Genomic DNA, 20,088 nt, shown 5'->3' on the forward strand with positions numbered 1-20,088 from the left:
TTCTATATGAAATCTCTATTTTTCTGTATTCCTATTGAATTTACTTTTTCAAAGCGGAATTTAATCTTACAAAGTGGAATTTACTTTTTCAATTCACCTTTAAGTAATTGGCAAGCAATTTCTTCTATATATACGAAAAAACTGCAAAAAAGCCCCTTCACAAAACAAAAAAAGCATCCGATATAGATATTGAATTATAGATTGAACGCAAAAGGTACAAGGAGTTATTTTGCGCCCCCATGCTTCGGCATGATTTCACGGATGAAAGGAGGGGATTTTTATGGCCGGCATCGATACTGCTTATAATTACTATCTGAGCACTTATGGAAAACAATCGGCTTCCCGCTACGATTCGCACAAAAAAAGCGAATTGCGCAGTATATACAACAACATCGTAAAAATCAATAAAGACTCCCCCCTCTACAAGATTAAACACTCGGGGGATGTACAGAAGTTTGCCATTGACATCAAGGAAAGCACCAGGGTGATCAAGAATGTAATTGCTTCTCTTTCTGATGCAGAGGAGGGAATCGGCAATGCATTTCAGAAAAAGATTGCCGTATCTTCCCAGGAAGATGTTGTTTCCGCTGATTTTATTGGCGACAACAAAGAATCCGAAGAAACAGACAGTTTTCTCATTGAAGTAAAACAGCTTGCCTCTTCTCAGGTTAACCTGGGGAATTTTCTGGATAAAGACAATTTATCCTTACGGCCCGGCTCTTATTCCTTTGATTTGGAAAACACTTCGTCTGCTTTTGAATTCCAGTTTACCATCAATTCAGACGATACCAATTATACCACCCAGTTAAAGCTGTCCAATCTGATCACCAATGCAGATATCGGCTTAAAAGCATCGGTGGTGGAAGATCCAAACGGCTTAAGCGCACTGCAGATTGAATCGGTTTCCACCGGAATTGCGCCGGAGGAGAATTACCTGTTTTCCATTTATCCTCAGGGAACCCGGGATTCCATTTCTGCCATTGACGCTCTTGGCATTGACCATGTGGCTCAGGAAGCCGGCAATGCAGTTTTTTTGTTAGACGGTGTGGAACGCTCCGCTTATTCCAACACATTCACCATCAACCACGCCTTTGAACTGACCCTTCGGGGGCTCAGTGAAGAAGGAAATCCGGCTGTCATCGGTTTCAAAACCAACGCTGACGCCATGGCTGAGAATATTCAGACGCTGGTAGATTCCTACAACTCTATTCTGCATACTGCCAATAAATATTCCGATTCCCAGCATCAGAGCGTGAAGCTGTACCGGGACATGAGCAGTACTGCTTTTACGTTCCAGAACAGCCTTGAGAGCATGGGGCTTCTGGTAGATGATAAGGGTGAAATCTCCATAGACAGAGCCCTGCTGACGGAATCCGTTTCGGAAGAGAATGCAGAGGAGCATTTGTCTGTGTTAAATGAATTCAAGAATCTTCTGAATGCGAAAGCTAACAACGCTTCTTTAGATCCCATGAAATATGTGGATAAAATCATTGTCACTTATAAGAATCCAGGAAAGAATCTGGTAACCCCTTATATTACTTCCATTTACTCCGGAATGATGATGGATCGGTATTGCTGATGAAAAATATAAATGAACCTATAATAAAGGCCGCATTCAGGATTGTTCTCCCAAATGCGGCCCTTTTAGTTCTGTAAATATTCCCGGGTTACGCTTCTGTCACAATTAGAAATTCATTAACCGGTTCACGCTTCCATACTGCTCCATCTGCTTCTTCTGCATCATAATCCGGTATTCCTGCAGCAGACTGTTCTTCTTCATATCAGAAACTGCCCCTGCATAATCCAGATCTTCAATCCGGCTGCGTGACGCCGTAACATTGTAAGATGCATAGGAGTTGTAATTAATGGTGTGATCCAAACGGTTGTAGGTCGCTCCAAGTCCGCTTCTTTCCGAAGAAATCTTCTCCAATGCGCTGTCAATGGCGGAAATATCAAAATCCCCTGTCACATCATAATCAGAAAGCCCCAGAGAATCCAAAACTGCATTGGGCATATTAATGTTCATGCCGCTTCCGTCCGGGCCTGACGCCACATGGGAATTCTTCATGGAACCGTCCAAAACGTTCATGTTGTTGAACTGGGTGTTCTTAGCCGCATCAGAGATATAGCCTTTGAGCTGATCAATTTCCTGCTGAATTGCCGCTCTGTCGTCGTCTCCGTAAATTGCCGTATTAGACGCCTGAATGCTCAGCTCCCGCATCCGCTGCAGGGAATCTGAAATCTTAGACAGACCGCCTTCCGCCACATTCACCATATCCTGAGAGGTGGCGGCATTGCGCGTGCCCACGTCATAGCCGTTGCTCTGTGTCAGCATCTTTGCCGCTATTGCAAGACCTGCTGCATCGTCCGCGGCTTTATTGATCCGCCTGCCGCTGGATAACTGCTGAAAATTCTTTTGAAGATTCTGATTCTGTTTGGTGTACAAACTGCGGTTCTGGTATAAATTCCGGCTGCCGCCAATGGATGAAATACTCATAAAATAACCTCCTTCCTTTTATAGCTTTTACTTCCTTATGTCAATACCTTCTGCTGTTACAATACCCATAATCAAATGATACGTGCGTTCCTGAGTATAATTTAATTATAGCAAAGGGAAAAATATTTGCAATGGATATTTGGAAAATTTTAAAAGACGCCCTGTATACAGTTCCAATTATTTCACTTCCTCCAGAACTTCTTCAGCAGCTTTTCCGAAGTTCTCAAACACCGGAAGGGTTTCTTTCATGGAAGCGGCAATCTCGCTGTCTTTCTTTCCCTCCAGAGCCTTGCTGAGCTTCAGAATACTGCTGTTAATGTCCTCTTTGTGGATGCGCTCCCTGGTCTCATTCAAAAGCGTCATCGTGCCGTTTAAGATGCCGATTTCCCAATTGATGCCTTTGACAATCTCATCCAGAAATTTGTCTGTGTCCTCTTTCCGATCCCCTTCCAGTTCCGGAATAATGTTCTTCATGCTCTTTATCAGGCGTTTGTTATAGTCCTCCAAAACCTCCAGCGCCTCTATCTGCTGTGCGCGCATATCCTCCATGATGTGCTTCCTCCTTTTCTCTTGTAAATTTATCAGCAAACAGTCTTAAGAATCTGCCTCACCCGCAGCTCCAGAGAATACTGTTCTTTTGCTTTCCGATAGCCGCTTTCGGCAATTGCCTGCCGCTCCTTTTCATGCTCCAGATAATACCGGAGCTTTTCCATCAATTCCTCTTCGCTTGCGTAAATCTCCAAATCTTTTCCAACTTCAAAATACTCTGGGATCTCACTCTGGAAGTTCGTCAGCACAAACCCCCCGGCCCCAAGAATATCCCAAAGCCTCAGAGGGAGACCCGTCCGGATAGGCTTTGAAGTGAAATTCAGATTGATTTTTGACAAATGAAAAATTTTGGGCATCTCTGTGGTGCTTTTGGCAAGCCCCCTGTAATTTGCCCTGGGCAGAGGACTGAAATCACTTGCCGTATATAAGTCCAGGCTGTATGCTTCCGACACCCGTTTCAGCAGCCGCAGACGTTCCTGCTCGGTGACCTTGTTTCCCAGATAGAGATGGGCCATTGCTGCACGGTCATTGTGGCTGGCCTTCTCCGGAAAATGATAAAAAGGCACTTTTTCCTTAAACTGCTGCAGCACCTCATCCGTAATGCATTCTTCCAGGAAATTGTAACCGTAAACCTTGGTCTGGGCCTCAATGACCCCATCCAGATAGCCTTTCAGCCAGGATTCCTCTTTCAGATGGTTATAGGGGCATTTTTCTGTATACAGAGATCCGATAAAGGAAACATCCGCAGAATATTTCTTCCTGTCTTGTTCTGTAATTGTCTCTATCAGAGAATCCAGACGCACATAATCTGCGCCCAATGGCAGGTAAAATATCCCTTTGGGATTCTCCCCGCGGAATTCCTCATACAGCGCATAGTCAAATAAAAATATGCGGTTCCAGCTGTTTCGGATGGAATGGGAATACAATTCCATCACCGGACTGTCCACAATCCAGCATACGTATGGAATATGAAAAATATTACAGACTTCAGAAACCACCGGAAAAAAATTGATGCTGAAAACAATCTGGCTTTCCTGTTTTTTCAATTCTGCGCTGACCAGATTCATCTGACCTCTGGCGTCCAGCTCCTTGTTCCTCATTTCCTCTGTAATCTCAGTGACCGTGTGGCCCAAACGCTGCATAATGGCGATAATATCCGGTTCGCAAATGCTGTTGTAGCGATAAAATAATATGTTCATTTCTGTTCCTCAATGCGTATTTCTTCTATGTCATAAAACTCCGCGATTACCTGGCTTCGGTAAACTTCATCACGGATCGGCAATAATCTCTGCTCTTCTCCGATTTCGTTATTATATTTGCCCTCTACGGAAATTCTGCGCCCTTCTCCCTGCAAAAACCACTCATATTCCAAATCAATATGTCCAATATCAACTGCCTGATAGCCTTCTTTGCACAAGTCAGCAGCCAGAACCGTTGCAGCCGCGCCCAACGCCAACAGAAACAGTTTGTCTTTGGGCTGCTTCAGGCAGCAGTCCAAAATCTCCTGATACCGGGAAAATGCATTTTCCGCAGGGCCGATCATCCGTTTCACACTTTTGGCATTGTCAAATAAATCATTTCCGACACCAAGGCCGGTATAACATCCTTCCACAAAGATACAGTCTCTGCCTTCCCAAATTCTTTTCAAATTATCAAACCGCCGTCTCGGCTCACCGGTCTGATTATCTGCATACATCACATAGGGCCTGGTCACATAAGCGTCATAATATTCTTTTTCAGGGTTAAGAAGCTCCAGATGCTCCTTACGCACCTGGGGATTCAGGTAGCATCTTATCTCCCTTTTTGCCTGTTCCGTATATTTTTCCAGGCTTCCGTAATTATCGGCAATTCCCACCAGAAGATTTTCATCCTCTGACCGAAGGGTTTCTTTCAGTTTCCGGCTCAGCTCTTCCTCCACCTGAGTTTGAAATCTATGGCGAATCCGTCCTGCAATAGCGGCAAATTCCCCGTCTCCGAACCTGGCCATGGATTTTCCATGATTCACAATTTCATCCACCGCAAGCTCCGCACTGGAAATCTTCGGAAAAAAGCCTTCCAGGGGCTGCTTCATTCTGTCATACAGCTCATATACGGCGTTTTCCTGGAAATTCAAATGCTCCTGATGGTTCTGTTCAGACCATTCCAGCAGTTGCTTCTGCCCCCGGATCAGCAATTTATTCTCTTCTTCCAATTGATACACCCTGCGCTGTAAGCCTTCCACAATACCTAAAAGGCTCAAAAACTGTTGCTCCAACTCCATGATACCACCATCCTTTAGAACTTCTGTTTTTTATCCACTATACTATTGCAGATATCTGTTTTTATCCACTATACTATTGCAGATATCTGTTTTTATCCACTATACATTGTAGATATCTGTTTTGTATGCATTCATATTATGCCGCATCCATTCAATTGTTTCTGATATTCCTTCTGCAAACGTATACTGCTGTTTCCAATCTGTCAGCTTTCGGATCTTCTCATTGGAGCCTAACAGACGGTTCACTTCGCTCTTTTTGGGCCGCAAACGCTGCTCATCGCAGATAATCTCTGCCTTTGGATTAATCTGGGAAATGATTTCCCGGGCCAAATCTCCAATGGAAATTTCCTGCTGGGTTGCAATATTGATCTCTTCTCCGATGGTTTTCTCAGACTCCGCAATGGCAATAAATCCTGCCGCTGTATCTTTCACATAATTAAAATCCCTGGTGGGCGTCAGAGACCCTAACTGAATCTTCTCTTTTCCTGCCAAAAGCTGGGAAATGATGGTGGGTATCACTGCCCTCGCTGACTGCCGGGGCCCAAAGGTGTTAAAGGGCCGTACAATGGAAACCGGCAGCTGAAAACTTCTGTAAAAGCTCTCCGCCAACCGGTCTGCTCCGATCTTGGTGGCCGAATATGGGGACTGGCCCTGGTAGGGGTGATTCTCATCAATGGGCACATACTGGGCCGTTCCGTATACCTCAGAGGTGGAAGTCACCAGAACCCGCTCTGTCTCCAACTGACGGGCTACCTGCAGGACGTTCAGCGTCCCTTTGATATTGGTATCCACATAAGAATCCGGAGAGTGATAGCTGAACGGTATGGCAATCAGCGCCGCCAGATGAAATACCGCGTCCATCCCCTTCATGGCTTCCCGCACTCCGTTGGGATCGCGGATATCTCCGGTAAAGACTTCAATTTCTTTTAACTGTTCCTGTGAAAGACTGTCCAGCCATCCCCAGGTATTAAAGGAATTATAATAGGCAAATGCTTTGACCTCATAGCCTTTTTCCAAAAGGCTTTCTGTTAAATGGCTTCCGATAAAACCATCTGCCCCGGTTACTAATACTTTTTTCATAATGGAAAATCCTTTCTTGTGTTAAATATTACTCCGCCTTCAGGCTCAGCTTCTCTTCCATGCGGCGCATTTCTTCAAATTCACCCATATCCAGAAATGACTCCTCGCTGATGGGGTACATACCCACACCCCGTTCTTCTTTCAGCAGCTTGTCTGCCAAATCTGTCATATGGAATAGGGAGCCTTTTGGTATATCTTTCAAAAGCTCCGGATTCAGAATATACATTCCGGTATTGACGAAATAAGAAAGTTTGGGCTTCTCCTCCATGGAATGGATTCTGCCGTTTTCCGTGGAATGAACTACACCGTAGGGCACCACAATATTTTTCAGTGCGGTTACCATCGTCAGTTCATTTCCTGATTCCAGATGATACCGGTAAATATCAGCATAATCGGCATGAATCAGAATGTCGCAATTTGTCACAATAAAGGGCTTATGTAATTCTCCTCTCAGCAGCGTAAGGCTTCCTGCTGTTCCCAGTGGCTTATCTTCCTCCACATAATCCAGAGTGTATTCTGAAATATTTTCTGAAAAATAAGACTTAATCATGCTCTTTCTGTAGTTCACCGTCGCATGAAAATCCCTGACCCCGTATTTGCGGAATTCATTGACAATACGTTCCATAATGGGAATATCCCCAATGGGAATCAGGGGCTTGGGAAGAATCTTCGTATAGGGATAGAGACGGGTGCCTTTGCCGCCGGCCATAATCACAACAGGTACCTCCTGCAGCGGCATGCTGTATTCTGCATTTTCATCGCCGTCACTTTCTTCTTTGAAAATAATATCCTTGATCCGATTCTCCTTTGTCACCACCGGCAAAGCGGTGATCAGATATTTTTCCATATATTCTTTGGCGCATTTCCGCTCCCTGCAGGTGATGACTTTGGGATTCCTGTTCATGATATGACGGATTTCCCCCTGCAAATCTCCTGTTTGAATCAGCCAGCGGCGGATGTCTCCATCTGTCACAACGCCAATTAATTTTTCACTATCATCTATTACAAACAAAATTCCTTTTGCATTGGAATCAATTCTCTGCATCGCTTCCACAACTATAACTGTCTGCGGAACCAAAAACCTGCCCAGTTCTTCTCGTTTCATCCGGTGAACCTCCTGTTTGGTGCACTGCCTTCCTGGCAGCTCATAGTCTATTATAGGTATATCGGCTTTATTAGGCAAGTTCTTTAACGAATTAAAACTGGCCCCTCCTGAAACACACTTTCTTCAGCGAATCAGAACTGGCTTCCCCTGAAACAATTTCCTTAACCAATCAGTACTGTTTTCCCCTGAAATGCAAATCCATAGCAGCGTATCCGTTCCTGCGGAATGCCTTTGGCCAGAAGGCCTGCGGCGTAATTCTTCTCCTCAATTTGGGCAAGGGCTGATTTGACCGTGTCCTGCAAATCCTGTTCCTTTTTGGGCTGGAATACTTTAAACTCCAAAATAAAGGCATCCTCGCCTTCTTTCAAGGGTTCCAGCATAACATCATACCGTCCGAAACCGCTTTCCCGATTAGAAGTCAGCGCATACCTTCCGGCTAATTCCACCATCAGCCCCAGTACAAAACCGTGATAGAAACGTTCCGGTTCTGATTTCGCCGGATGTTTTCCAGTATCAAAACTGCTGAATGTCTCCAGAGCAACGCGGTTCATGTATTCATTCATCGCCTCCACATCGCCCAAAAGCAACGCTTTGACAAAATCATTATAATCAGCCTTCGCTCTCGCAAACCAGTTCCGGACCATTCTGCGCAGAACCATCCGGACCTCAAGGTTTGTCAGCTCCAGTTCATATTCGTTCTCCCATTCTCCGGTTTCATAGGTGCGAATACATGTGCTTTTCACCTTCATATAACCGCTTGCCACGAAAAGGCTCCAGACTGCATCTTCCTCATGCTCCAGCATACTAAATACTATCTGCTCATCCATCAGCGTGCGGATAGAGCCTCCCTGAAGCAGCCTTTCAAAGCATTCTTTCATATTCCCGGTTCCTTCCCGGACCAGCTTTCCAATCAGGCTGTTGGAGCTGGTATTGGCCCAGTAGGCGCCTGGTTTTCTTTCGGCCAGATAATTAATAACCGACCAGGGGTTATAAATATCCTTCTTTTTTCCGAACGTAAAACCATCATACCATGTCTTTACTTCTTCTTTCCGATCCCCCATAGAAAACTCTTCCAATGCCAAAAATACTTCTTCTTCTGTAAATCCAAAGCATTCTGCATATTGATTCGAAGTGGTTGTAACTACCTTTAAATGGTTTAAATCAGAAAATATGGACTCTTTACTAACCCGTGTAATTCCTGTCAGCACCGCCCGTTCCAAATAGGTATTTGTTTTAAAACTGGAATTGAACATGCTTCGGATTAACTCTGTCAGCTCCTGCCAATACCCATACATATAGGCCTCCTGCATAGGCGTATCATATTCATCCAACAAGATAATCACTTTTTTCCCATAATAGCGGCTCAGATATTTGGCAAGGTGATGAAGCGCCATAGTGGCCTCCGTATCTTCCATATCCACTGTAACGCGCCGGAAAAACGCCTGCTCTGCCTCTTCCAACCGGCCGCTTTTCAACAGGAATGTATGATCTGTATAGAGATCCTCCAGAAGCTGGCATATCTTTCTTCGGGCATTATAATAATTGGTTTCCTTTACATTGGCAAAAGAAAGGCTGATGACCGGATAAGTTCCCTGAAGTTCACGATATCGCTCGTCCTTCCAGACAGACAGTCCTTCAAACAATTCTTTTCTCCCGGCATAAGAAACAGAAAAAAACTGCTCCAACATACTCATATTTAAAGTTTTTCCAAACCGCCTGGGACGGGCAATTAACGTTACCAGATCTCCGCTTTCCCACCATTCCCGGATAAATTCTGTCTTGTCTATATAGAAATAATTGTTTTCAATCAATCGGCTGAAATCCTGATGGCCAATTCCTACTACCCGCATTGTTTTGCTCCTTTCCTGCTCTTTCCGCTTAAATCGATTTTACCGCTTACGCCCGCCTATCAGAACCGTCTTCCCCCGAAAGGCAAATCCATAGCTGCGTATCCGATCTCTGGAGATGCCTTTGGCCAGAAGGCCTGCAGCGTAATTCTTTTCTTCGATTTGGGCAAGGGCTGCTGTTACTGTGTCCTTTAACTCTTTTTCATCCTCTGGGTCCTGCACCTTGAATTCCAAGATTATGGCGTCGTCTTCCGGTTTTCTTGGTCCAGAACCACGTCATACCAGCCGAAGCCGCTTTCCCGGTTAGAATAATGATTCATTGCTTTGACGTCTCCTAAAAGCAGCGCTTTAATAAAATCATTGTAATCAGAATCCACGCTGGCAAACCAGTTCCGGACTATTGGCCCAGTAGACCCCCCATTTTCTCTCAGCAAGATAATTAAGCACTGACCAGGGATTGTAAATATCTGTCATGTTCCCAAAAGTAAAACCGTCGTACCATTTCTTCACTTCTCCTTTCCGGTCAGACAGACCGAATTCATCCAGCGACGCAAATACCTCTTCTATAAATCCAAAACATTTTTCATACTATTCCGATGTGGTGGTGACCGCTTTCAGATGATTCAAATCAGAGAAAATAGATTCCTTGCTGATTCTGGTAATACCCGTCAAAACAGCCCACTCCAGGCTTGGATTCGTCTTAAAGGTTGCGTTAAACAACGCCCGAAAACCGCATCAATTATAAAATTCTCCGTTCATTCTGCATATACTCTTGCGTACCTGGTCAAAGGTCGTCTCTTTTACAGCGGCAAAGCTCAAAAACATCACCGGATAGGTTCCCTGCAGATTCCGGTACTCTTCCTGCCTCCAGATGGAACGGCCTTCAAATAATTCTCCTTTTGTCTACATAAAAATTGTTGGTAAGTCTTACGGTTTCAAAGTCCTGATGGCCTAGGCCTGTTTTTCTTGGCATGGGGTTCACCTTCCTTTCGGACTGCAAATTGTACGAGGAACCGTTAGCAAATTATTTGTCTCACAAGCTCCGCTAAAAATTCAGTAAACCTGCAATATCAGAAAAATTGATAACCAAATCGTCATAGACGCCAGCCTTTACAGAATCAGCATAGGTATAATCTCTTGTATTCTCTGATTCAAAATCATAAACAAGAATACGATCTTTCTCCGGATCAATAATCCAGTATTCTCTGACGCCGGCGATGCAGTATTTGAACAGTTTTGTATAATAGTCCATCCTCCTGCTGGCCGGCGATACGATTTCAATCATCCAGTCAGGAGTGCCCAGGCAGCCGCTATCTGTGAGTTTGGAAGGATCACAAATTACGGAAATATCCGGTTCCACATAGTTTTTGTCATCTTTGTGCAGAAAAACGGCAAACAGGGCAAAAACGCTTCACAGAAGCCGCCCTTTAACTTGATATAAGAATTTATGACAGAAAACAGTTCCTGGGCAATTGTTTGATACCTGCGGCTAGGAGGCGTCATATTGTAAATTTGCCCGTCTATCAGTTCGGCTCTGTAGCCTTCCGGGTGATTGTAAATATCATCAATGGTATAATATTTTTCTTGCGCTAATGTTGGGGGCATGGTATCACTTCCTTTGTTGGTTATGTGTATGGTTATAATTGCTATATTCCTATTTTGACAACTACTACATTTACTTTTCTCTGAAAATAAATAGTGGCATCTTTAATAACAGTATAATAAAATTTGAAGGATAACACAAATAATTTCGATATGTTTTGCTACAATAATTTTCAGCCGGACAGATACCCTTCTGATACGGTATTCTGCCCGGCTGGTTTCTTTGTAATTCTTTTTATTTCCTGCCTATGTAAATGTAATGGTGGAAATACCCGTCTTTATCGTCTGCTGAAAACAAACTGAACAATTTATAACTTCCAATATGCAATGTCTGAAAAGGCTGAAAAACTACTTCTTCATTTCTCGAAAATAGAGAAAGCTTTACCGCACTTTTACATTCCTTTAGAATGTCAATTTTTTCTTCCAAGTAAGTGCTGATATCCACATAATAATTTGGCACAAATCCATGTTCCGGCACTGCATAATGTGTTTCCGATGAAATCTCCATGCACAAAAATGTCTGAACTAACTCTGATGTGTGGTACTCATCCAGGCCAGCCGGATTCAGTTCCAGATTTTCCAACTCTTCCACGTCGTATCTCGACGCTGCCCGTTCCAGTTCTCTTCGTCTCTGTAGCTCTTCTTTGGTATATCCATATTCTTCTTTGGCGTTAGCCAAATTAATCCAGTAAATTTTATTTCCATTCCTGGAATACAGCAGCAGAGTTCCTCATGCACCTAATGTTTCATCATCTACATGGTGAGAAACTAACAGCAATTTCTTCATAGATATTCTCCTTCTTCTGCGGAAAATTTGTCACATTCCAATATAAAAATTACGCCCCGATATAGGGATGGTTGAGAATCCGGATCAAATTATACACGGCCCTGCTGAGCATACACCAGTCGATGGCTCCGTCCGCTTCCCCCAGACCGTACAAAAACTTGATTTTCAGACATAAATTTAGCCCCTTTCATTCATCTGTGACATTGCTGCGAGTTTTATTTTCGTAGCAATATGCAATTTTAATTTATATTGAACGCTCGCAAGAACATATCAATTTTTATCTCATTAGATTAGAGCATCCGAGTTTTCGGACAGTCTCCCCAATTATTGGGATGTTCTACCAGTTGCAATCCTATCACGCCAAGAGACAGCATGTTTCATATTTCTTCACGAATCAACTGCGGCCAACCAAAACAATAACTCACATTCTATATAGACTATACGCATTTTCTGTCCACTCTCTCTGTTTTTATTTACCACAATATCTCTTAGGCATTTGATAATCGTTTCTTTCCGCTTTCACAAAGTTCATAATTGTGGAATCATGGATATCATACACACGATAACATTCATAACCTTCAAACACTCTAATCATATCCTCTTTCGTAAAATCCCATAAATGATATTGATTATAGTGCGTGGTTTTTTTCCTTGGAAAAGAAATAATAATTTCAGGTATCCTGCAGCGCAGAACCATTTCCTTTAAAATCATCGGATTCTGCAGATGTTCCACTGTCTCTAAAGATACCAATACATCAAACGTACTGTTTATTGTTTCAGGAGAACCCAAGACAAACTCAATATTCTCCCTTTTGAAATGCCCGTTGGCATTTGCAATGGCCTGTTCGCTTTTATCAACCGCTGTTATCTTTTTAACATCGGGATTTTTAGACATCAGATAAGAGCCATATCCTCCGCCGCATGCAATATCCAAAACATTGCCATATACAAACTGCCTGACATACATATAGCGTTCGATGCCTCTGCGGATTATTATATCCTCTTCTATGGCATCAATATTTTCTTTATCAATCACAATTCGTTCCATCTCTTTCTTCTTCATCATACTCTCCTGTGTTATGCATCTTTTCTGTTATATTCTCTGTACCAGTTATAAAACTTTTCTAACCCCTCCTTTATGCGCGTTCTAGGATAAAAATCACAGACTCTTTGAATTTCTGTAATATCTGCATAAGTTTTCTCCACATCCCCGGTTCTTTTCTCACACATAACTTTACGGGCTTCCTTTCCTATCACATCTTCAATAGTTTCAATAAATGTCAGTAATTCAACCGGATTCCCACTTCCAATATTATAGATCTCATAGGCACCCTTCTTTTTGTGTTTTTTGAAATAAGAAAACAGCCCCAGCACCCCATCTACCAAATCGTCAATATATGTAAAATCCCGATACTGTTTTCCATAATTAAATACTTCGATGGGTTCATCGCAAAGAATCTTATCTGCAAATTTCCAATATGCCATATCCGGTCTTCCCAGAGGTCCATACACCGTAAAAAAACGCATCCCCAACCCATTAATTCCGAAATTATTACAATAGGTATACACCAAAACCTCATCGCTTTTTTTGGTAGCCGCATACAGGCTGACCGGAGCATCTGTTTTTAAATCCACTCTAAGTTTTTCCTCTTCTGCCTCTCCATACACAGAACTAGAAGAAGCATACATCAAATAGCCGATCTTATGCCTACGGCATAGTTCCAGAATGCGAAATGTGCCGACAATATTCGTTTCAATATACTTTTCCGGACAAGTCAGACTATACCGTACCCCTGCCTGGGCCGCTAAATGTATCACATAATCAATCGAATGGGCATTAGCAGCCTTTTCCAACTCATCCATATCACAGATATCCGCTTCATAAAAAACAAACCTGCCATACCTTTTCAAAATATTTATACGCATTCTTTTTAGACTAATATCATAATAATCATTCAAATTATCATATCCAACTACCGCATAACCTTGTTCTAACAATGCTTTTGCAACATAGAAACCAATAAATCCAGCGCTCCCCGTAATAAACACTGTTTCCATAAATTCACTCCGTCATCTATAATATTTGATCCAGAATTTTTCTTTGAGTTCCATATAAATCACTTAGCACAGCTGCCCTCTCCAAAGCTTTCTCTTTTGCAGCCTCATAATATGCAGAATCTGTCACATAACGATGAATTCGCCCTGAAAAATCTTTATAAGCATCCACTGCAAACTCCTTTCCGCAAGTGTAATATACGTCTCCGAATTTCAATGTAACCACCGGAACTCCATGGGCCAGCGCCTCAAAACTAGAGCGTCCGCCTCCGCTCCGTTTCGGATTACAATAAACATTACACAACTTTATCACCTGTCCCGCCTCTTTCAAACTTCCGGCAAAATGCAGTTTCTCTATCTTTGTAATCCTGTTTTGAATTCTGACTTTATCATTAATTAATCCAATCATCAAAAAATGAACATCCTGCTGATTCAGAATCTCTTCCATAGATGTTATAAATTCCTCTGAAATCTCCGCATCCAGACGATTTCCAACAACAGCAACAACAAAACTGTCATCTCCGATTCCAAATTCAGAACGCTGATATTTCAAAGAACTCTCTCCCAATTGATAATTCACAACTGTTTCTATTATTTTCTGATATGGTTCCAGCCGTGCAATCTGAGCCCTATCGCTTTCCTCCAACTCCCTTCCCAGCAGAAGATATTCGCACATAGATGTTGGAATATCTGTACTGCATGGAAAACTAACTGTTTTTGTAAACATACTGCACAAATCCGCAACCAGGCAAGACGCACCCACATTGTAAACCAATCCTGGCCGTAATCGATATATCTGCTGCAGCATTTTATTGATGGCATCCAAATCAGGCATGTACTCTGCGATCTGCAAAAATGGAAATTCATAATCTTTATATCTGATGCTTCTTATGTGGTTATAATCTTTCACATAATTTGGTTTTATATTTTGCGCCAACCACGGACAGGGATAAAAATGGAAACTGGCATCATTCAGAATCATTACCTGCTTCTGCAGAAATTCTGCAAGCGTATATGCATAATCCAGAGTCCGCATTGTCGGCGCATGTCCATTTCCCAGAAACTGATTTGTTACCATAATCACCAGCTCTGTATTTGTATCATCTGTCTTTTCGTAAGTGCCTGTTAGCGAACCTTTCACTTTCTCATAAATAAAACGATACAAATCATACAGATTTCCCTCTAATTCTATCTTATAATCCACAAACAGCGCGCGGTTCAAAATCCAGTATATATTCCAAAGTTCCTCCAGTTCCAGTCTCTTCATATAAAAACAACAATGAAATAATAAATTTAGACATTTCGTTTTCAACGCTGTTTCATCACTTTGAGCAGCCGCAAGACTGAACAGCCACATAATGTTCCGGCCTTCCTCTACCGTCATTTTACCCAGATCATCCAAATGTCCCAGAAAATAATCTGCAATTTTTTCAGTCTCTTTTAACTCTTCCATATTCATAAAAACATCACCCTTCCTATAATGTCAAGCCTAAAAATTTTTGTTTTCCAGGCTTTTTCTAACTTGTCACCTCATATAAACAGAGCAAAAAATGATGAACAGTCATGATACCTCGTACTGACTTCCTTCGTTCCACCTGTTCATACACTGAATGCTAGCTAAACTTTCATACAGGGTCTATACCCTATAGCGAATATTCCTACCGGCTACAGCTCTTATTTGTCCTTGATTATTTACTGACCTGATCGTTTCCACACAACACTAATTCAATAGAGGCTCTCTTTCATTGGTCTTCTGTTGACAGGGATTGCTTGCCCTGTCTCCTTCGGATTCCTTTACGGAACCCATAGCTCACCCGCAGGAGCTTACATGTGATCACAATCAGTGACTGCATCTTCTGGATCGGATTTCCTGCTCTCGCTGTATAACGGGCAAGGCTCCGTTTATATTCTTCTCCATGCGCCACCGCCAACCGTGCTGCCTGAAACAGCCAATAACTCACCCGCTTTCGCCCCCTGTGACTGATCCTGGTCTCCCCTTTGCGTTTTCCGGAACTGCAGGACACCAACCCAAGTCCGCTCACTTTCTGGAGTTCTTTCAAAATGATTTCAAAATATTTTTTTCATAAGAATCTCTGCGATGGCGAAATCAAGTTCATCGTCAATGTCTACGGAATGTTCTTTGGACATGATGTAAGCATAGCATTTCTCTTTATAAACATTTGATGCGGAACATAAATGCTCCACTTTCAAAATATAAACAGCCCCATTCTCCCGGTAATACACCGGCAGGCTTTGCCTGGGAAGATATGCCAGTATCTCATCCTCAAAATCTTTCATAGACAAATCTTCCGGCAGCGTATTGCTCCACAACGGAGAATGTTCCATTTCACATACAGATGAAATCATATTCGCCTGCTTATCTTTGAAAAACTTGAAAGCGCCTGTAATATCTTCTGATGTCCGAAGAGGAGATGTTGGCTGTAATACTGTAATAGTATCGAAATGTTCTTTGTATTCATCATACTTGTTCAACACAAAGCGCATGGCGTCCCACATCAGGGCTGTATCAGAAGAAGTCGCCATATCTCGCAAAAACGGGATATCCGCTCCATATTGTATGCCAATTTTCGCATACTCTTCCGAATCTGTGGAAACATGTATTCTGTCAAATAATTTCGTATTTTGCGCCGCTTCTATGGCATATGCCAGTAATGGTTTGCCATTTAGCAGCTTTATATTTTTATCTTTTAATCCTTTTGAACCGCTTCTTGCGGGGATAACTGCAATGTTTGTCATGTTTTACTCCTGTTTTTAGATAGAACATAAAAATCCTAAATCCTCTGAGACAATTAATACCTTATTTTTCATCCCATCTATCTCACATATTGAATGCGCAATCTCTTCCTTTAATAACTCTTTAAGTACTCCTCCATTTTCTGATAGAACCTACTTCAAATTCTTTTCCACAAACATCTCATGCGTCCCTATACCTTGTAGTAATCACTGGAATCCCATGGTACATTGCCTCGAAAGCAGCTTTGCCGCTGCCTTTTCTATTTGGCTGAATGTACACATCGATTTCCTCCTGCATTCTATTCTCTGCTGAGACAATCAGCCATTTGATTTCCACTACTTCAAACTCTTTTCTTGTGCAAAAACGCAATGCTTTCTCATCCGGCATAATATAATTAAAGACAGATTCCACCACTTTCTGCCGAGGCTGTAATCTTTTTATCTTCTTTTTGTCTATATCTCTCAACTACCTGTTGAGCACTAAATAATCTGCCGTGCTCACTGGCATAGCAGTCGTACATGCAATTATAACATTCCTCACAAAATGCCGGCATAAATCCGAGGTAACTGAACTGCCACCCACATTCAGCACAAGCCTCGGAGACAATTTTTTGATGTTATAAATAACTTCGCTATTTCATGCTAATCCGGCATAGCATTCTTTATTTTAAAATATATAGCTGCATAAACTTCTTCCAATGTCTGTCCACACTCGTCAAAGAATCCTGATACAAAATAATTTCTCTGTAGTATCCAATATAGGGTCATTGTTCTTTTAGTGGGAAAAATCTTCTTTTGCAATACTGCACAGCAGTTCAAACACCTTAACATTCAATGTTACTTCATAAGCATCCCTTGCTAATAACAATAATGCAAATATTAACTACATCCCTTACTTCATCTGTAGAAATTTTAAATAAACTATTTTTGTCATTATAAAAAAATTTATCAATCCCTCTATCCGATCTATTTCCTCCAAACTCTATTTTTTCAAATTAAATTTCTTCTATTTCTCCGCCTGCACTAAAAATTGTTCCACAACATTTCCCCTGTCCGTAAACCTTAAAGTATCTGCCACAATATTCTGAAAACCAGTTTCTTTCAACAGATTTATTAACTCATCTTCTTCATAAAAATGTGATATGCCTCTCCCCGCCAAACCGCCTTCTGCAATATCGCAAAACGTATTTTCTTCTAATTTCGTTCCCGTTCCAAATCCTGTAGTCCCCGTTGTAAAAGATACTGAAAATAATTTCCCACCCTTTTTTAACATACGATATATCTGTTGATACATTTTTAAAATATTTTCTTTTCTATTTGCATAAACAGTTGCATTATCAATAACGCAATCGAAAAAATCATTTTCATAATCCAGTTCTAAAGCATCTCTGACCCTGAGATCCGCCTGTAATTTTTCTTCTTTCAGTCTTGTTTCCACTTTATTCACTGCACTTTTAGAGCCGTCAAACCCATATGTATCAAAGCCCTCCCTGGCTAAATACCAGGTATGGCTTCCTCCGCCGCATCCAAAATCCAATATCTTCACAGCTTTCCGAGCCTCATTATAATAATTTCTTGCAACAAAACGAATCACCGGTTCTGAAGGATATTTCCCCCATTCCTGCGCCGCATGGATTTTTTCCCAAGTTTCATCAAATGATTTCATACGAACTCTCCTTCTATATCATAAAATTTCTTTTTTAAATCTATCTTTCCGGATTGTAGAAAAGTTTTCATTGTCTTCACAATATTTTCCGATGTATTCCCATTTCCATAAGGATTTTTCGTTTCTTTCGCAATTTTCCGAAACTCTTTCGACATTGCTTTTTTTATACTCTCTTTTATCGCCTGAGCCTCCGGCTTACAGTCAATAATGCTGCTTGCACGCAGTCTTCCTTTCTGCCTGTCCCCAATATTGATCGTAGGAATTCCAAAACACGGAACTTCCACAATTCCGCTAGAAGAATTGCCTATTACAAACTCTGCATTTTTTATCAGGCTTAGATAACGCTTAATCCCTAAAGAAGCATAACAAAAAATATTCTTGCATTCTTTCATACTGTCTTGGAATATTTTATTGATGATCTGCCCCTGCAAATCTGCATTGGCTAAAGTGACTATAAAGTTTATATCAGGGAATAGTCTCAGCGCAGATATTACTTCCTCCGTTTGTCTTTGTGCTGAAGCCTTTTCCAATGTAACTGGATGAAATGTCAGACTCGCATATGGCTTTTCCAGAGAAATCCCCAAAAATTTCTCCAATTCCATTTGTGAAAGATATTCCATCTTTCTGACATTTTCTACACCCACATCCCCATAATTAAACACACGTTCCGGCGCCTCTCCCAACTGGATAATTCTTCTCCGGTATGTTTCACATGCCGGAAAATGCAAATAACTCATTTTCGTAATGCAATGACGCACTGCATCATCTATGACTCCCTCTGTTACCTCACCGCCAGAAATATGGGCAATAGGAATTCCAAATATCATTGCACTGCTGCAGATGGGAAGCAATTCATAACGATCGCCCTCTACCACTATCATATCCGGCTTTTGACGAGTATACATTTCTGCAAATAATTTTGCGGCATTCGCCATCGTATGACATATATCCATTTCTGTACCATTATCTCGCAAAATTTCAATCTGCTCCGCAATAGGAAATCCATCTTCTATGATTTCCTCCACAGTTTTCCCAAAATGTTTTGATAAATGCGTTCCTGTAACTGCAAGTATCAGCTCCATCTCATCATCTTTTATAATATTCCGAATCACGCCCCGCAAAAGGCCGTATTCCGCCCGTGTTGCAGTTACTACGCAAATCCTTTTCATCTTTAACCCTCTGCTATCTCTGTCTTATATCAGCACACACTTTTAAATTTATCATTTCTCTGCCTGTACCAAAAACTGTTCGACAATATTCTCTCTATCTGTAAATCTAAGACTGTCAATAATAATTTTTTGAAAACCAATAGTTTCTAACAAACTATTTAATTCTTCCTTTTCAAAAAAATGACATGTTCCCCTTCCTTTCAAACTCCCTTCCGAAATATCTTTAAAAGTATTCTTTTCCAATTCTATACCGGTTCCGCATCCTGTTGTTCCTGTTGTAAAAGTGATAGAATATAATTTCCCGCCCTGCTTTAAAAGGCGATAAGTTTCCTGATACATTTTCACTATATTTGCATACCTGTTTGAGACTATCGTTGCACTATCAATAATGCAATTAAAAAAATCCATTTGATAGTCTAATTCCAATGCGTCCCGAACTCTTACATCCGCCTGCAGTTCTTCCGCTTTTAATCTCTCTTTGACTTTCTCAACAGCGCTCTTAGAACCGTCAACTCCATATGTATCGAACCCTTCTCTGGCCAAATACCAGGTATGGTTTTCCCCCCCCCACTCCAAAATCTAACATCTTAATGGAATGCCGTTCTTTTCCGTAATAATTTCTTGCCACGAACCGTATTACTTGTTCTGAAGGATACTTTCCCCACTCTTGTGTTGCATGAATATTTTCCCATACTTCATCAAATGATTTCATCTTTC

General features: G+C 41.7%; 19 protein-coding genes and 2 pseudogenes. 1 reads left to right on the forward strand and 20 read right to left on the reverse strand.

Features of this window, described 5'->3' with window-relative positions:
• Positions 1–280: 280 nt before the first annotated feature.
• Complete coding sequence (gene fliD, locus ACTO17_RS09925) at positions 281–1,579, forward strand: flagellar filament capping protein FliD (protein ID WP_482557815.1); 1,299 nt, start codon at positions 281–283, stop codon at positions 1,577–1,579.
• 105 nt (positions 1,580–1,684) lie between these two features.
• On the opposite strand, the gene ACTO17_RS09930 is transcribed toward fliD, so the two are convergent.
• From ACTO17_RS09930 to ACTO17_RS10025, 20 genes and pseudogenes are all read right to left on the reverse strand, one after another.
• Positions 1,685–2,497, reverse strand: coding sequence for a flagellin (locus tag ACTO17_RS09930; RefSeq protein ID WP_482557816.1), 813 nt, complete (start codon positions 2,495–2,497; stop codon positions 1,685–1,687).
• Between the two features lie 177 nt (positions 2,498–2,674).
• The gene (locus ACTO17_RS09935; RefSeq protein ID WP_482557817.1) at positions 2,675–3,046 is read right to left on the reverse strand and encodes a DUF8042 domain-containing protein; all 372 of its coding nucleotides are present in this window, start codon (positions 3,044–3,046) and stop codon (positions 2,675–2,677) included.
• Between the two features lie 32 nt (positions 3,047–3,078).
• Positions 3,079–4,245, reverse strand: coding sequence for a CgeB family protein (locus ACTO17_RS09940; RefSeq protein ID WP_482557818.1), 1,167 nt, complete (start codon positions 4,243–4,245; stop codon positions 3,079–3,081).
• Positions 4,242–5,306, reverse strand: a complete 1,065-nt coding sequence (locus tag ACTO17_RS09945; protein ID WP_482557819.1) for a GT-D fold domain-containing glycosyltransferase — start codon at positions 5,304–5,306, stop codon at positions 4,242–4,244. Before ACTO17_RS09945 ends, ACTO17_RS09940 begins: the two co-directional genes overlap by 4 nt.
• Positions 5,307–5,405: 99 nt before the next feature.
• Positions 5,406–6,386 carry an NAD-dependent 4,6-dehydratase LegB gene (locus ACTO17_RS09950; protein ID WP_482557820.1) on the reverse strand — a complete coding sequence of 327 codons (981 nt, stop codon included), beginning with the start codon at positions 6,384–6,386 and terminating at the stop codon, positions 5,406–5,408.
• A 28-nt stretch (positions 6,387–6,414) separates the two neighbouring features.
• Positions 6,415–7,491, reverse strand: coding sequence for a nucleotidyltransferase family protein (locus ACTO17_RS09955; protein ID WP_482557821.1), 1,077 nt, complete (start codon positions 7,489–7,491; stop codon positions 6,415–6,417).
• Positions 7,492–7,652: 161 nt separating this feature from the next.
• Positions 7,653–9,341, reverse strand: a complete 1,689-nt coding sequence (locus ACTO17_RS09960; RefSeq protein ID WP_482557822.1) for an AAA family ATPase — start codon at positions 9,339–9,341, stop codon at positions 7,653–7,655.
• Between the two features lie 39 nt (positions 9,342–9,380).
• Positions 9,381–10,064: pseudogene (locus ACTO17_RS09965) on the reverse strand (PD-(D/E)XK nuclease domain-containing protein); the annotation flags it as partial.
• Between the two features lie 319 nt (positions 10,065–10,383).
• Positions 10,384–10,943: pseudogene (locus tag ACTO17_RS09970) on the reverse strand (Uma2 family endonuclease).
• Between the two features lie 232 nt (positions 10,944–11,175).
• Entirely contained in the window at positions 11,176–11,619 is a 444-nt protein-coding gene (locus ACTO17_RS09975; RefSeq protein WP_172537714.1) for a hypothetical protein, read from the reverse strand.
• A 577-nt stretch (positions 11,620–12,196) separates the two neighbouring features.
• Positions 12,197–12,793 (reverse strand): class I SAM-dependent methyltransferase, encoded by a 597-nt coding sequence (locus tag ACTO17_RS09980; protein WP_172537713.1) that lies wholly within the window; start codon positions 12,791–12,793, stop codon positions 12,197–12,199.
• Positions 12,794–12,804: 11 nt separating this feature from the next.
• Positions 12,805–13,785 (reverse strand): SDR family NAD(P)-dependent oxidoreductase, encoded by a 981-nt coding sequence (locus ACTO17_RS09985; protein WP_482557823.1) that lies wholly within the window; start codon positions 13,783–13,785, stop codon positions 12,805–12,807.
• A 16-nt stretch (positions 13,786–13,801) separates the two neighbouring features.
• Positions 13,802–15,241 (reverse strand): glycosyltransferase, encoded by a 1,440-nt coding sequence (locus tag ACTO17_RS09990; protein WP_482557824.1) that lies wholly within the window; start codon positions 15,239–15,241, stop codon positions 13,802–13,804.
• Between the two features lie 283 nt (positions 15,242–15,524).
• The gene (locus ACTO17_RS09995) at positions 15,525–15,842 is read right to left on the reverse strand and encodes a transposase (protein WP_482557825.1); all 318 of its coding nucleotides are present in this window, start codon (positions 15,840–15,842) and stop codon (positions 15,525–15,527) included.
• 7 nt (positions 15,843–15,849) lie between these two features.
• The gene (locus ACTO17_RS10000; protein WP_482557826.1) at positions 15,850–16,539 is read right to left on the reverse strand and encodes an acylneuraminate cytidylyltransferase family protein; all 690 of its coding nucleotides are present in this window, start codon (positions 16,537–16,539) and stop codon (positions 15,850–15,852) included.
• Between the two features lie 178 nt (positions 16,540–16,717).
• Positions 16,718–16,948, reverse strand: coding sequence for a glycosyltransferase (locus tag ACTO17_RS10005; protein ID WP_482557827.1), 231 nt, complete (start codon positions 16,946–16,948; stop codon positions 16,718–16,720).
• 594 nt (positions 16,949–17,542) lie between these two features.
• Complete coding sequence (locus ACTO17_RS10010; RefSeq protein ID WP_482557828.1) at positions 17,543–18,202, reverse strand: class I SAM-dependent methyltransferase; 660 nt, start codon at positions 18,200–18,202, stop codon at positions 17,543–17,545.
• Positions 18,199–19,371, reverse strand: a complete 1,173-nt coding sequence (gene neuC / locus ACTO17_RS10015) for a UDP-N-acetylglucosamine 2-epimerase (protein WP_482557829.1) — start codon at positions 19,369–19,371, stop codon at positions 18,199–18,201. The genes ACTO17_RS10010 and neuC overlap by 4 nt, the downstream gene beginning before the upstream one ends.
• Before the next feature lie 51 nt (positions 19,372–19,422).
• Positions 19,423–19,914: a class I SAM-dependent methyltransferase gene (locus ACTO17_RS10020; RefSeq protein ID WP_482557830.1), complete on the reverse strand. Its 492-nt coding sequence runs from the start codon at positions 19,912–19,914 to the stop codon at positions 19,423–19,425.
• The gene (locus ACTO17_RS10025; RefSeq protein ID WP_482557831.1) at positions 19,880–20,083 is read right to left on the reverse strand and encodes a hypothetical protein; all 204 of its coding nucleotides are present in this window, start codon (positions 20,081–20,083) and stop codon (positions 19,880–19,882) included. Before ACTO17_RS10025 ends, ACTO17_RS10020 begins: the two co-directional genes overlap by 35 nt.
• Positions 20,084–20,088 lie beyond the last annotated feature (5 nt).

The organism is Petralouisia sp. (assembly GCF_056822245.1).